We start from the raw sequence: 13,880 nt of genomic DNA, 5'->3' as shown, positions 1-13,880 counted from the left end.
CGGTAAAACCGGTCAGTCTTCCAATGGTGTGGATCGAAGATTGCCGGGGATTAAACTCCCCGGTTTTTTTCTAATTTTTCGGCCAAGTCTACAAGCAATCTCACGCCATATCCACTTGGTCCGTTCCCAATTTGGGTGCCGGATGCTTTTTTTCTCCAAGCGGTTCCTGCGATATCAATGTGAGCCCAATCAATTCCTGAATCCACAAAACGTTCCAGGTATTTTGCAGCGGAAAGGCTTCCACCTGGGCGTCCCGCAATATTACGTAAATCTGCTATATCGCTCTTTAGATCTTCGCCATATTCTTCCCATAAAGGCAGATTCCAGGTCCTTTCGTCGGAAGAAGCCGAAGCCTCATCCAAGAGCCCACGTAGTTTGTCGGAATTACTCATAACTCCAGCAGCTTCATGGCCCAAAGAAATGATGATCGCTCCGGTTAAAGTGGCAAGATCCACCATATAGTCCGGTTTGTATTTTTTTCCAATATAAGAAAGAACATCGCCTAAAACGAGGCGGCCTTCTGCGTCTGTGTTTTGGACTTCGACAGTGAGACCATTATGAGCAGTGTAAACGTCTCCCGGTTTTAAAGCGGCAGCATCCGGCATATTCTCCGCAACTCCTATAGCTGCAATTACTGGAACAGAGATACCTAATTCTGCAATCGCACCAATTGCATGGATCACTGCAGCTGCACCACACATATCATATTTCATTTCATGCATGTCTTGTGCAGGTTTGATACTTATCCCGCCCGAATCGAATGTAAGACCTTTTCCGATCAGAGCTAATTTCTTTTTGGATTTTGCCTTAGGAGGATTATATTCCAAAACGATCATCTTAGGTTTTTTGTCGGAACCTTGGGAGACTGCGAGAATTCCACCCATCTTTTCTTTTTTAAGTTGGGGTTCGTCCATTACGGTGATCTTTAGTCCCGCTTCTTTTGCGATCTCTTTGGAACGAGAAACAAATTCTTCTGGAGTGAAATGATTAGCAGGAAGGTGAGCGATATATCTGGCGCCATTCACATATTTACTAACCGCTCTGGATTTATCTAGACCAGATTTCGCAGATTTTTCTGCATTAGGATCTTCTAATACAAAACTTACGTTTCCAAATTTTAGTTTTTTGTCTTTAAAATCTTTGGTAAGAACATTGATGGGAAATGCGCCTAGATCGATTGAATTTGCGATCTGGTAAACTAAAGAAGAAGGAGAAAGAGTTTTGGTCAAAAACCTGGTGAGTTTGATTTCCAAGCCCACTGAATCCCATTTGCGAAGTTTTTCTCCTATACTTAAGAAAATCTGAGCTACGGAACGAATGCTTACTTTGTTGGAGTTCCCAAGACCCAGGTAAATAATTCTTTCAGACTCATCTATAAAACTTTGTCCGGATTCTGCCGTGAATATTCCGGAACGGATCTGGTCGGAAAATTTAGTCTCTAATTCTTTAGGCAGATTGTCTTTTGTAACTGGGATTACTTTATAAATATTTTTGGAAGTATTCTTCCCGATGCTAAAATTGATTTTTGATCTTTCTATCTTCATTTTTTGTCCAACGCCTTGATATCTCCGAGTATCTCATCTACGTGACCTTTCACGCTTACCTTCGGATAAACTTTCAAAATTTTCAGATCTGTTCCGATCAAGAATGTGGTTCTGAGAATTCCCATAAATTCTCTTCCCATAAACTTTTTCAACTGCCACACTCCATAAGCCTCGCAGATACTTCCGTCTTCATCAGATAGAAGAGTAAAATTGAGTTCTTGTTTTTCTATAAATTTCTGGTGGGACTTAACTGAATCTTTGGAGACCCCGACTACATTATAGCCTTCTTTTTTTAGCCTAGCAAAATTATCCCTAAAATCGCAGGCCTCGGTAGTGCAACCTGGGGTTTGGTCCTTAGGATAAAAATATAATACCAAACCTTTTTTTCCGGCCAGATCCTTGAGAGAGACCTTTTCCCCGTCTTGGTTCAGGGTCGTAAAACTAGGGGCCTTAGACCCCGCTTTTAAAGTACTCATACAAAGACAAATGATGGGGAACTCTGGTTCTATACAAGATTTTTTGTTTCGTTTCCGTTTTCAGAAGGGAAGAAGAAGGTAAAAAGCCTTGCGAAATCGAAAAACCTGACGATAGTAAAACTATGGATCCTAAAGAAAGAATGGAACTGATCCGTCAGGGAAATCAGGCCTTCAACGAAGGTGATATCCGAAAAGCCAGGGAATGTTTTCTGAAAACAGAATACAAGGATGGGCTCATTCGTTTAGGAGACCATTTCATGTTCGAAAAAAAACTTCCGATCCTCGCCTACGGTTATTATAAGAAGGCGGGTTATCAGAGAAGGATAGACGAAATTTTCCAAAGAATGTTATGGGCCCTCTCCCAATGGATTGGACCGGATAAGTTCAAAAATCCCGAACCCGAAAGAAAGGCTCCGGATCCGGAAGATTTTGTTGTTCATCCAATTTTAAGGCAAACCGCATTGGACATACTCAAGAAAAACGGAATGTCTATCTAAGCGCTCACAGGTGCTGTATATTTCACGAAATCTATACCGATCCCATTCGGATCAGAGATTGCAAAATGTCTATCTCCCCATTCTTCTTCTTTTAAATCCAAAAGAATAGATAAGTTTTTCTTTTTCAGTTCAGAATAAAGAAGATCTACATCTTCAGTTTCAATCGTGAGATACATTCCAAATCCAGAATATTCTTTTTGGAAGGCGGAGTTTTGGCTCGGAAGTTCCGGAAGTAAAAATGAAATTTCATGTTTTCCGTTTGGGGTGGAAAGAAGAATATACCAATCATTCTCAAAAACGATCTGGAATCCTAATTTGCCTACATAAAATTCCTTGGTCTCTTTTAGTTTACTCGTGACTATTCCTGGATTTAATTTCATAAGTTTCTCCTATGACTTGGAATTTAACCTGAAATGAAAGATTTGAATTGTAAAAATCGGACAAAGTATTAGCGGAATTTACGCAAAGAAGAAGGTGTGAGACCTGTGAACTTCTTCCAGTCCTTGATAAAATGGGACTGATCATAAAAACCTTCTCCGATATCTAACTGGCCGTTTTCTTTCCAATTTCTAAGAGCCGCTTGGAATCTGAGAACTTTTGCGAATTCCTTTGGAGAAAGTCCGATATTCTCTGAAAATAATCTTCTGAGATGCCTGGAAGAAATTTGAAGTCCTAATTTTTCTGTAGGCTTTTGAAAATCCGAATATATTTCTTTCAAAGAAGTCTCGATCCTTGGATCAGTTCCTAAAGACTTCTTCTTTAAGAGTTCCGAAAAATAAAGATCACAGGTTTTGATACGATTAAAAAATGAATTAGAAATTCTTAATTTGTCTTCTAACTCTTTGGCCTCTGCCGGAAATATTTCATGAAATATAGAAGTTTGGCTTTTTAGTTCTCCCAAATCCATCTTAAAAAATTTACGAATTCCAGAAGGCAAAAATCGTATTCCAAACCAACGATCTCCTGGCTGGATTGGAAAATTTTCCAAGGAAATAGGGGAGAGTGAAATTAAAATAGGGCCCTCCGAGTTTATATTCATGATTAGATCTACGCAGGCATCTGGAACTACTTGGTACTGGCTTGGTGTGGATAATTCGGAACTAAATTCCCAATAATATGCGATACAAGAGATGAGTTCAGTACAAGGAGCGATCTCAGAATACTGGATTCCTAGATTGAGCTGTAATGGACTGAAATCTTTTTTGTATTCCATCTTTAGAACTATCGTTTCTCTGGATTTGTTTTCTGACTTGTCATCGTTTCTATTTGTAAAAACCTCGGAAACATTGAAACGTATTATTAATCAGTTATTTTTCTCGATTCTTATTTTAGCATTCTCAGCGACTTTGGGTGCTTGTTTTTTGGAACAGCCAAAAGAGTCTCAAAAGGTTGTACCTCCTACTGCTCCAGAAGGTAGATTATTTGCTTCTACCTGGTCCCAAGATTTTTATGCAATGATGAAGTATATTCATCTTTATGATGAGATCCATCCATTTTTGTATAATCTGGAAGGTGGTCGTAACAATACAGGTCGTATACTTTCCGTTTGGAAGAAGGATGAAATAGACGAAAGGATTCGTTGGCTCAGGCTCATGTCTCCTCGCACATTGATCATTCCTACAATATTTCGATGGGAAAATGATTTCGAAAAAGTTTCGGATGTAATCGGCCTGAACGGAAACACCAAGGTCAGAGATCTTCATATCCAAAATATTCTTAAAGAGATAGATACTTACGGATATGATGGAATCGATATAGATTACGAAGGAATGACCTGCGAGAAAAAAGAAGTATTTCAGGAATTTTTAATACTTCTGCGAGACGAGCTACATAAAAAAGGAAAAATTCTATCAGTAGCCATTCATCCTAAAACTGTTGCGGAAAAACCTTCCGTATATCCTTGTAAAGGATTGAAGTCACCTATCCAGGTAGATTTTTACGAAGCATATAGAGGGCAATTAACTCATGACTATGAGTTTTTGGGAAAGGTTGCAGATAAGGTCAAAATTATGGCCTATGAACTACATCCTCGTAAACAAGGTTTCCCAGGACCTGGACCCCAAGCCCCTGATTGGTGGATCGATAAAATTTTAGAATATGCAGTAGCTCGTATTCCTAATGAAAAACTGTATATGGCAATTCCAACTTATGGATATGATTGGGCCTTACATTGCCAGGCTGAAACAAAATCAGTCTATTATTCCAGGGCAAAGTGGATCCGAGACAAAATGGCTCCAAGAAAAGAAGAGCCTACAGACGTATTAGAAATTTTTAAAACACAACCAAAAGCTGCAGATTGGACTTATCTCCGGCCTTATTTATACAGACACCAAGGCCATGTGTATTCAGATCCTTCTCTCTGGTATAGAATGGGTGGTTGCGATAGGGTAGCATTCTATATGAATAGAAGCGCATTTGAGAAGAAGATGAAAATATTGGATAAGTATAAGATCCGGGGATTTTCTTTCTGGCAATTGATAGAGGATAACGATCCTGAGATCAATAAATATCTGGAAGAAAAATTAGGACCTGAACTTTCGGAAGTACATTAAGATTCCTTCATGATACTTCCGGAGATGATCAGTTTTTGGATCTCGCTTGTTCCGCCACCTATCTCTCCTAAACGAGTGTCTCTATATAGGCGAGAAACTTTGTATTCATCCATATAACCTGCTCCTCCATGTATCTGGACTGCAAGATTTGTAACTTCTCTTGCTGCAGTAGTTGCGAATAATTTACAAGCGGCACATTTTCCGGAAAGACTCATGCTCGGTTTTCCTTCCGATTCAATTTTTTCCATTTCCCAGGCGGTATTATAGGTAAGCCATTTTGCCGCTTCATACTTTGAATAAATTTCCGCGAGCATGAATGCAACACCTTGGTGTTGGTAAATAGATTTGCCGAAACTTTTGCGGGAAGCAGAGAAAGATTTAGATTCATCTAGACAAGCTTTCATGACTCCTAAGGAATAAGCCGCCAAAGAAAGTCTTTCTGCGTTAAAGGTTTGCATTGTTTGTCTAAAACCTTTTCCTAATTTACCTAAAATATTTTCTTCCGGAACTTCTACATCTTCAAAGAATAATGCTCCAGTAGGGGACGCTTTGAGTCCCATTTTGTCCATTGCGGCAGACCTAGAGATACCTTTTGAATTCAGACTTACAATAAAATGAGTGAGTCCTTTTTCTTTTCCCGTTTCGTCTTGGGTTCTTGCAAGAACCAAACAATAATCAGCATTAGGCGCGTTAGTTATATAAGTTTTTTGACCTGAGAGAAGATAACGATCCTTCCCAGATTTTTTAGCAAGGGAAGAAAGTCCTGAAACATCAGAACCTCCATCAGGTTCTGTTACTCCTAAAGAGCCGATTGTTTTACCAGAGATGATATCAGGCAGATATTTTTTCTTTTGCTCAGGAGTTCCGAAATGTTTAATAGGAAGTCCGAATAAACCTGCAGAAGCACCTGCGCTAAAAAAAGTAGAACCACAGGATTCGGAGATAATCTCCATCGCTAAGGTGCTTAAAAAAACTCCCGCTCCCTGTCCGCCAAATTCCTCTTCGTGTAAGAGGCCTAAATAGCCTGCTTCTCCCAGTTTGAGATAATGAGATCTGGGAAGTTCCTTTGTTTTATCTGCTTCTTCCGCAAATGGGCTGATCTCCTTTTTGCAAAAATTGCGAAATGATTCTGTGAACTCTTGTTCATCGGAACTTAGGCTAAAATCCATTAATATTCCCTCGGATCCTGCTAAACTCGAAGAAACATATGCGAAGGCAAGTAGAATTCCCAGCATCCGAATATCGTTTGTTAGGAATGCAAACTAAATACGAATTTTAAATAAAGCAGTATATTCTAAAAATTTAAAATACTATTTTCCTTTGAAAACTGCAGTTCTTTTTTCCAATAAGGAGCGGATGCCTTCTTGCCCATCTTCAGATTTTAAACAATCAGTCACTAAAGGCACTAGATCATCAATCGCTTCCAGATCACCGACTTCGATTGCTTTTCTTGCATTTTCGAGAACTGCATCTATTGCTTTTGGAGCTTGTGCTGAAATTTTTTCTGCAAGTTCCATTGCTCTTACCAATAATTCTTTTTTAGGTAGAACTTCTTGTACAATTCCGATCCGATATCCTTCGGAAGCATCGAAAGTATCTCCTGTTAAGATATATTTCATTGCATTTCCCCAACCTGAGGCTCTTACAAATCGGATCGTAGCTCCTCCAAAAGGTAAAATCCCTCTTTGTACTTCCATTTGAGCGAATACTGTTTTCTCTGCAGCGAGAGCAATGTCGGAAGCTAACATCAATTCAATTCCTAAAGTTAGGCAAAACCCGTGGACTGCGGTGATTAAGGGTTTTTTCCGAATTCTGCCTGTTCCTCCGGTGTCCCAAGGATTGATATTCCCCTTTTTGAAAAAGTTTCTGCCTTGATCAATGATCGATTTTGCAACATCTTCCAATTCTAAACCGAAAGTAAAATGAAGACCATTTGCATATAGAACTGCACATCTGGAGCTTGGATCATCTTCGTAAACAGTAAGAGCTTCGCTTAACTCCATAATCATTTGTGTATTCATCGCGTTTCTTGCATCTGGGCGGTTGAGTGCGATACAGAATACAGGACCTTTCTTTTCGATTTGGATATAAGTATACGATTTCATAAAATCCTCCGGGATGAGTAGACCATATAGTCTACCTTTTCGATCCTATGTCTTTTGTTTTTCTAAATTTGATGTCAAACTTTTTTGATTTTTAGAAAGAACTGATTTCGTTTCCCGACTAAAATAAAGGTCCTACAGAAGGTTGACAACCTGTACGGATAGTAGATAAAGCCTTGGATGCCTAATCTTCCGATACTATTTCCGGAACAAGTCTCTCAATCTCCGGCTTTCTGGATTTTAGTTTCTTTCGCGATCTTCGGAACTTACCTCGGGGCCTTATTATGTATAGGGCAGAATATTCTAGAAAGAAAAACGGCTCTCAATCGTTTGCTTTCTTTATTATTCGTATGCCTTGGGTTATTACAAGGCAGCTGTTTATTTTATGTATTTGGACTTTCTTCTTCATATCCTAGGATCGTACTTCTTCATATTCCTGTTTTAGGTTCCATAGGTCCCATTCTATACGGCATTCACAAGATCATTCAAAATTCAGAATTTGAAAAATCTACATTGGGTCTAAGCCCAAAACATTCTATTATGCCGGGGATCATCTGGGTTTTATATTTTTTAAGTTTTGTGCCGGATTCGGATGCGGTCAGAGAAGGTATCCAAACATTCTCTTTGACAAGAAGTGCATTGGATCTGGTTTTTCTAGTTCCACTACTCATACTCGCTACCTATATTGCAGGATTATTGAGAGGGAGTAGAATATTATTTAAGCCGAATGTTTTAAAAGAAGAATGGACTGCAAGAGTTCTTCTCTATATCATTCTCGCCACGATCGCCAATCATTCAGTAGGTGCATTCTTTCTGATAGATAAGAATCCACTATTTCTACTGGTGAGCGCTTGCATGATGGGCTTAAGTCTTTGTGTTTCTTATTTGATTGGTAGAAGATACCCTGCTTATTTCCAAAACTTACAAGAGGTTGCAAGAGTTACCTTTCAAAAATATTCCCGCTCCTTATTGCAAGGAATGGACCTCGTTACACTCAGGGAAAATTTACTAAAAGCGATGGAAGTCGAAAAATTGTACAAAGACGAGGACTTAAGTCTGGCAAGTCTTGCGGATGAGCTTGGACTTTCTTCTCACCAACTTTCAGAATTGATCAACCAAGAAATGGGCAAAAATTTTTCGGCATTCGTAAACGAATATAGGATCCGAGAGGCTTGCGAGTTACTTTCCAAAAACAAGGATACTTCTGTTCTGGATATAGCCTATGAAGTTGGATTTAGGAGTAAAACCTCCTTCCATAGAGCGTTTCAGAAAGAAGTTGGAGTTCCTCCATCTGAATATAGGGAGAAAAATTCTTAAAGATCGGTCCCATCCTATCAATTGAAACCGATTCTATGGTTTCGGTTTATAGATTGGAACGACGGATCTGAGATTCTGGATATAATTCCATTCATCAGTTACATCGGAGTGGATATGAGTTCCCTGACCCTTGAGCGAAAAAACATTTCAGATCGATTTCCCGAAAAAGAAAAAACAAAACGTATCATCAAATGGATCCGCCGTTCGGATTCTAAACTTAGAAAACGTTTCTCCTTTTTAAAATACCAAGACGCAATCGGATTCGGGATCACTATGGGTTCCGCTTTAGGAATGATCCTACTCGGAAGTTTGTATGTAATGGATATCATTCCTTTCTGGGCTTGTATTATTGGAAATGGGATCTTGGCATCCTTTCTTCATGAGATGGAACATGACCTGATCCATAGTATTTATTTTAAAGAAAATCCTAAGATGCAGAACTTTCTATTTTGGATGGTCTGGTTATTCCGCGCGAATACGGTTAATCCTTGGTTTAGAAAAGAGATCCATCTTCTTCATCATAAACTTTCAGGAAACATAGAAGATATAGAAGAAAGATTTATTAGTAACGGAATGCCGTGGGGTATCAAACGTATACTCGTGATGATAGATCCGATCATGGCAGTCGTTCTACAAGGACCTAAGATCAGAAAAGATGCGATCCGTTATCTTGCAAAAATAAAAGCTAAACCGATCAAGGGGCCTTATCGTTTAGTGTATCTTCTTCTTTGGTATTCATTCTTGATCTGGGGAATGATTTCTTTGATCAATTGGTCATTAGGAAGTCCTATACAAGAAACAGGAACTACTGCCTATATTCATAATTTCTTAAATACTGCTGCGGTAGTGTATTTGATCCCATGTTGGCTAAGGCAATCTGCGATACAGATTGTTTCCTCTAATATGCATTATTACGGAGATGTTAAGAGTTTATACCAACAGACCCAAGTGTTGGATTCTTGGTGGATATTACCTTTACATATGTTCTGTTTTAATTTTGGAGCCACTCATGGGATCCATCATTTCGTGGTAACACAGCCGTTCTATCTAAGACAAGCAGTCGCACCTAAAGTAAAACCATTCTTAAAAAAATATGGAATTCGTTTTAACGACTTTGAAAGTATGACAAGGGCGAATCGTTACCAAAAAGAAAAAATGGATGGTATTGCGATTCCGGCCTAGTACTTTAAAGTCGGAAATGGCATGCAAAATTTAAAAGAATCTGAAAGACCCCAAGGTCAATTCATTCGATCCTTAGACCAAGCGGAGGCAAATTTCTGGTTATATGACCGCGCCTCCTCTATGAACTTCTGTGTAATGGCAGAAGGAGAAGGTTCTTTTTCAGAAGAAAATTTACGCAAAGCTCTGGACCTTATCCAAAACAAACATGCGTTAGCTAAGGTTCAGATCTTAAAACAAGCCGGACAAGATTCTCATTTATACTTTGCAACCTCAGACAAAAAAATCCCGATCCAAAAAGATTTCTATTCTCCGGATTGGAAATCTAAATTAGCCAAGGAAACTATCCGACTTTTTGAATTGGGAGATTCTCCTTTAATCAGAACTATATTTTATACTTCCGGAAATTCTAAATTTGCGATTGGTGTTATCTTTCATCATAGTATTGGAGATGGAAGATCGGGTTGTAGATTTCTTTTAGATGTACTCAGAGCAAGTACAGGCGAAGCAGACGAAATCGAAGAAGATTCAGAATATTCTTCTCTAATGGAATTATATCCCGCAGAAGAATTGTATAAAGGAGGACCAAAACCGGAAAAACCTCTGATCATTCCTCAATTCACTCGCAAAAAGGAAGAACAAGATCCTGAGATCATTAGTTTTTATTTAGAAGAAGAAGATGTAAATTCTCTATTAAAAACTTCTAAACAAAAGAAGATCTCCTTTCATGGGATCTTGGGCGCTTCTCAAGTAACCGCACTTGCAGATTTTTTTGATAAAAGCCAAGAAGGAGTATTATATCTTTCTACTCCAGCCGATCTACGACCTCATTTGAGTCATCCTGTGCCTGATTCTGCATTAGGACTTTATATTTCTCTATTCACTACTCCTGTAAATATCAGAGATTCTTTTGATATAAAGGCAAAGGCGATCATGAATGATGTAAGGGCTCGTATTGGAAGAAGGGAAGGCAGAGCATTTTACGAATTACTTCCTCCTTCCGAACAATTTTTAGAAAAAGAAGATGGATTAAAACTTTTCCAATTGCTGATGAATCGAAATCCTCAAGCTAGTTTGTTGAGCAATGTAGGAATTATTCCTGTTTTGGCATCTGAAGAAATAAAAGTGAAAGAACTTTCTTTTACAGTGCATCCTGCCTTAACCCAAACAGTTTTTACGACTGTTACAACTTACGAAAATAGAATGGCAATCAATATAAACTACGATAAGAATCGTTGGAAAGAAGAGGATATCTCTCAGTTTGCATATTCTTTCCGAAAGAATATACTTTCGAATTTGTAGGCCTGTCTTAAAATGGAAGGATTCTTTTTCTGTTTATAAAAACTCTTCTTCCGAGGATCCATCCCCAGATTAAGATTCCGCAGCCTAAATAAGAAATCAGGTTTGGAGTCAAAAGAATTTCCACTTCCGCAAGAACAGGAACTTGCATAGTTAAACCTGCGAGCATTACAATCGTGTGGATCTCTGCTACTCTTGACTTCTTCTCATCTAAATATTTACCTAAACCACCTCCGCTAATAAATGCCAGAACTCCAAAGATGGCACCTGTTCTTCCGATATACGTGGAGAAGTATTCAAAATCTTGAATATTTGGAAATTGAAATAGAATGATAAATGGACGAGAAAAAAGAAAACTTAAGGAAACAATCCCTAAATATCGATGCAGCCTTAGTTTGTTTTTAGGAGAAAGTTCCAAGGTAGAAACTTAAGCGGGATCTCCGCTACCTACCGGAACAGGCTCGTTTTCAGGAAGTAAACTTAGACCATTCGCTTCCAATTCAGGTTCGGGTGTTGTATCGACCAGGATAGGCTGGGATTTTTTAGAAAATTTAAAATAATAATATAATGGAACAGAAAATAAAGTAAATCCAAAACCCCAGAGAGCTTCTGCGCTTTTATTATAGAACAATGTTCCAATAATTAGAATATTAGAAAGTATGTATAGATAGGTGGAGTATGGATAACCTGGGATCTTGAATTCATTCTTTAAATGTCTTTTTTCAAAGATGACAGGAGTGTAAGCTGTGATTGTTGCAAGTAGTAGGGTGGAGCAGGTGATCAGATATAAAAGCGATTCGATCTCTTTTACAAAACAAAAAAGACAGGCATACAAAAACTGAAAGACCAAAGATTTGTAAGGACTATGATATTTAGAATGTAATTTGGCCATGCTCGGGAAAAAGAATCCGTCTCTCGCCATCGCAAAATAGATCCTGGAGCCACCAATGATATAAGCGGAAATTCCTCCCAGGAATACCCAGCAAATAAATGCGGTGATCAGGATATTCACACCGTTTCCGAATAAAAATCCGGAAGCAGTTACACCGATCTTTTCGTCTCCAGCCAGAAATTGGATAGGAGCGGAACTCAAATATAGAAAGTTGATCAGAACATAAAGAAAGGTAACTAAAACGCAGGAAACAATTACGGATTTGTAAATATTCTTTTCTGGGTCTTTTACTTCTTCCGCAACGTAAGTGATCATATTCCAGCCTAAATAAGAAAAAGTGACCGGAATTGCTCCTGCTAACAAAAGATTCCATCCTTGCAGATCAGAAGGAACCAAAGAAAAGGATTCAAAATTTTGAATATTATAATTTCCTATAGCGAAGCCAAGGGTAACAAACGCAACCAGACCTATAATTTTGAAAGTAGTGAAAAAGTTTTGGATACGAGAGGCGAATCCGATACCGAAAAAATTCACAATGGTGAAAAATAAGATCGTAGAGATCCCTAGTATCTGAGCCACACCCAAGGAGAATGTGATTCCTAGAAACTTGGATTCTAAGAAATAAATGTCCCAACTAGGATTGAATAAAGTTAAAAATGATTTAGAGAACGCAATTGCAGAAAGAGAGATGGACGCCGAAAAATTCACCGACAAAGAAAGCCATCCGCTCGAAAACGCAACGATGGGCGAGTAGGCCTCTTTTAAATAAACGTAATCTCCTCCAGCATACGGAAAAATGCTCGCCGATTTCGCATAACTCATCGCACCTGCGATCGCCAACAGCCCACCCAAGATCCAACAAAGAAGTGCCCAATTCGGATTGGCAGTTTGGGTCAGTATATAACCCGTAGTGATAAAAATCCCCGGTCCCACCATAGAGCTGAACATGAGAGAAATGGAATCGTAAAGATTAAGAGAGCGGCGAAGTTTCATTTCGAGTTTTGGTCAAGATAGCCCCTTTACTTTCACTCACAAGACATTTTCAAAACCACTTTAAATCACTCATTGTAGGAGGTCCTACGCTGCTTGTTGGAATTCCTATAATGAGTTGGGCGGCTCTCGCTTTGCGAGACCGGGCTACTACGGGTTCGCGCATTCGCGCTCATCCGGCAAGCCGGACTAAAGCCCTTCGTATCCCTGCCGCAACGACCGCGAAGCGAGTCGGTGGCCAAAGGCCAAACGACAGAAGCGTTGTAATCAAAACCATTTGTTTGAACCGAAAACATAGTTATAATCAATACTCTGCATTTTACCGCAGCGACCCATAGGTAAGAAGGGCTTTATTATATGATAAATAACTGCGGCAGCGATGCGCAGATCTTTAGTCCGAGACGCGAAGCGTTACGGATGAGCGATAGCGAAATCGAAGCAGCGCGACCTTGAGCGTAAGCGAGGGGGCCGCCCTAAACTTCTATATGTAGATTTTGTTGGAGTTCCTACAAGGTTCAGGAGATCGCCCCCGCCCGGGTTCGGGTGGAGGGGAGTGGCCCGTGGGAGAGATTGCCTGACATCGCCTTTATCACATCCCGTCGTTTTCTCAATTAGTATCCGTGTTTTGCGCGGAATTTTCATTACCAGCGCTTCTGTGATCAACTTCAGTTTGTATTCATTTCTTAAGCTACATTAAAATATCATAATAAGCTAAATCTATGTCTCAAAGGGCTTTGAAGTAATGAAATCTCTTTGAATTCGAGTTTGACTTATGTCACATTAGAATTACCGATTTCGAAATTTAGAAAAGATAGACTTGCAAAATTTTTATAAAAACAGTTTGACTGGCCGAGTCGTTTTTGTATTTTGGTCTTCTGGCTGTTTTTAGGTCAGTAACCGAAATTTGCGGGTAGGACGGCATTCGCCTTTCAAACTGTAAGTTGAGGGAAGAAACAAAGTTCTTTAACAACAAATATAACTGCGAATGAGAAATTAAAATTTTTTATTAGCTGAGATTGTTCCATGGTGATG

The 13,880-nt window shown here is 39.1% G+C and carries 13 protein-coding genes; 5 read left to right on the top strand and 8 right to left on the bottom strand.

The window, feature by feature from the left end; translation table 11 throughout:
• Positions 1-50: 50 nt before the first annotated feature.
• Together CH362_RS17465 and bcp are read right to left on the bottom strand one after the other, a co-directional pair.
• Positions 51-1,544 carry a leucyl aminopeptidase gene (locus tag CH362_RS17465; protein ID WP_100711604.1) on the bottom strand — a complete coding sequence of 498 codons (1,494 nt, stop codon included), beginning with the start codon at positions 1,542-1,544 and terminating at the stop codon, positions 51-53.
• The gene (gene bcp, locus CH362_RS17460; RefSeq protein WP_100711603.1) at positions 1,541-2,020 is read right to left on the bottom strand and encodes a thioredoxin-dependent thiol peroxidase; all 480 of its coding nucleotides are present in this window, start codon (positions 2,018-2,020) and stop codon (positions 1,541-1,543) included. Before bcp ends, CH362_RS17465 begins: the two co-directional genes overlap by 4 nt.
• Before the next feature lie 122 nt (positions 2,021-2,142).
• Here bcp and CH362_RS17455 point away from each other — a divergent pair, with 122 nt between their 5' ends.
• Positions 2,143-2,517: a hypothetical protein gene (locus tag CH362_RS17455; protein WP_086448499.1), complete on the top strand. Its 375-nt coding sequence runs from the start codon at positions 2,143-2,145 to the stop codon at positions 2,515-2,517.
• On the opposite strand, the gene CH362_RS17450 is transcribed toward CH362_RS17455, so the two are convergent.
• Both CH362_RS17450 and CH362_RS17445 read right to left on the bottom strand, forming a co-directional pair.
• Positions 2,514-2,897 carry a VOC family protein gene (locus tag CH362_RS17450; protein WP_100711602.1) on the bottom strand — a complete coding sequence of 128 codons (384 nt, stop codon included), beginning with the start codon at positions 2,895-2,897 and terminating at the stop codon, positions 2,514-2,516. The genes CH362_RS17455 and CH362_RS17450 overlap by 4 nt on opposite strands.
• A 68-nt stretch (positions 2,898-2,965) precedes the next feature.
• Positions 2,966-3,730 carry a helix-turn-helix domain-containing protein gene (locus tag CH362_RS17445; protein ID WP_100711601.1) on the bottom strand — a complete coding sequence of 255 codons (765 nt, stop codon included), beginning with the start codon at positions 3,728-3,730 and terminating at the stop codon, positions 2,966-2,968.
• Between the two features lie 148 nt (positions 3,731-3,878).
• On the opposite strand from CH362_RS17445, the gene CH362_RS17440 reads away from it, so the two are divergent.
• On the top strand, positions 3,879-5,069 hold the full coding sequence (locus CH362_RS17440; protein ID WP_425269080.1) for a glycosyl hydrolase family 18 protein: 1,191 nt from the start codon (positions 3,879-3,881) through the stop codon (positions 5,067-5,069).
• On the opposite strand, the gene CH362_RS17435 is transcribed toward CH362_RS17440, so the two are convergent.
• On the bottom strand, positions 5,066-6,238 hold the full coding sequence (locus CH362_RS17435; RefSeq protein ID WP_100711665.1) for an acyl-CoA dehydrogenase family protein: 1,173 nt from the start codon (positions 6,236-6,238) through the stop codon (positions 5,066-5,068). The two genes, CH362_RS17440 and CH362_RS17435, sit on opposite strands and share 4 nt — an antisense overlap.
• Before the next feature lie 141 nt (positions 6,239-6,379).
• Entirely contained in the window at positions 6,380-7,174 is a 795-nt protein-coding gene (locus CH362_RS17430; RefSeq protein WP_100711600.1) for a crotonase/enoyl-CoA hydratase family protein, read from the bottom strand.
• 177 nt (positions 7,175-7,351) lie between these two features.
• Between CH362_RS17430 and CH362_RS17425 the strand changes: the two genes are divergently transcribed.
• The 3 genes from CH362_RS17425 (at position 7,352) to CH362_RS17415 (ending at position 10,969) form a co-directional block, all read left to right on the top strand.
• Positions 7,352-8,488 carry a helix-turn-helix domain-containing protein gene (locus CH362_RS17425; RefSeq protein ID WP_100711599.1) on the top strand — a complete coding sequence of 379 codons (1,137 nt, stop codon included), beginning with the start codon at positions 7,352-7,354 and terminating at the stop codon, positions 8,486-8,488.
• Between the two features lie 114 nt (positions 8,489-8,602).
• The gene (locus CH362_RS17420; protein WP_208859610.1) at positions 8,603-9,670 is read left to right on the top strand and encodes a fatty acid desaturase; all 1,068 of its coding nucleotides are present in this window, start codon (positions 8,603-8,605) and stop codon (positions 9,668-9,670) included.
• Positions 9,671-9,691: 21 nt separating this feature from the next.
• The gene (locus tag CH362_RS17415; RefSeq protein ID WP_100711597.1) at positions 9,692-10,969 is read left to right on the top strand and encodes a phthiocerol/phthiodiolone dimycocerosyl transferase family protein; all 1,278 of its coding nucleotides are present in this window, start codon (positions 9,692-9,694) and stop codon (positions 10,967-10,969) included.
• Between the two features lie 7 nt (positions 10,970-10,976).
• Here the strand turns inward: CH362_RS17415 and CH362_RS17410 are convergent, their stop codons facing one another.
• Both CH362_RS17410 and CH362_RS17405 read right to left on the bottom strand, forming a co-directional pair.
• Positions 10,977-11,384 (bottom strand): hypothetical protein, encoded by a 408-nt coding sequence (locus CH362_RS17410; RefSeq protein ID WP_100711596.1) that lies wholly within the window; start codon positions 11,382-11,384, stop codon positions 10,977-10,979.
• A 9-nt stretch (positions 11,385-11,393) separates the two neighbouring features.
• On the bottom strand, positions 11,394-12,851 hold the full coding sequence (locus CH362_RS17405; RefSeq protein ID WP_100711595.1) for an APC family permease: 1,458 nt from the start codon (positions 12,849-12,851) through the stop codon (positions 11,394-11,396).
• Between the last annotated feature and the right edge of the window lie 1,029 nt (positions 12,852-13,880).

Origin of the sequence: Leptospira saintgironsiae (assembly GCF_002811765.1) — a bacterium.
Taxonomy (GTDB): domain Bacteria; phylum Spirochaetota; class Leptospiria; order Leptospirales; family Leptospiraceae; genus Leptospira_B; species Leptospira_B saintgironsiae.
The sequence above is the reverse complement of the archived record's forward strand: the minus strand, read 5'-3'. Positions and strand labels throughout refer to the sequence as shown.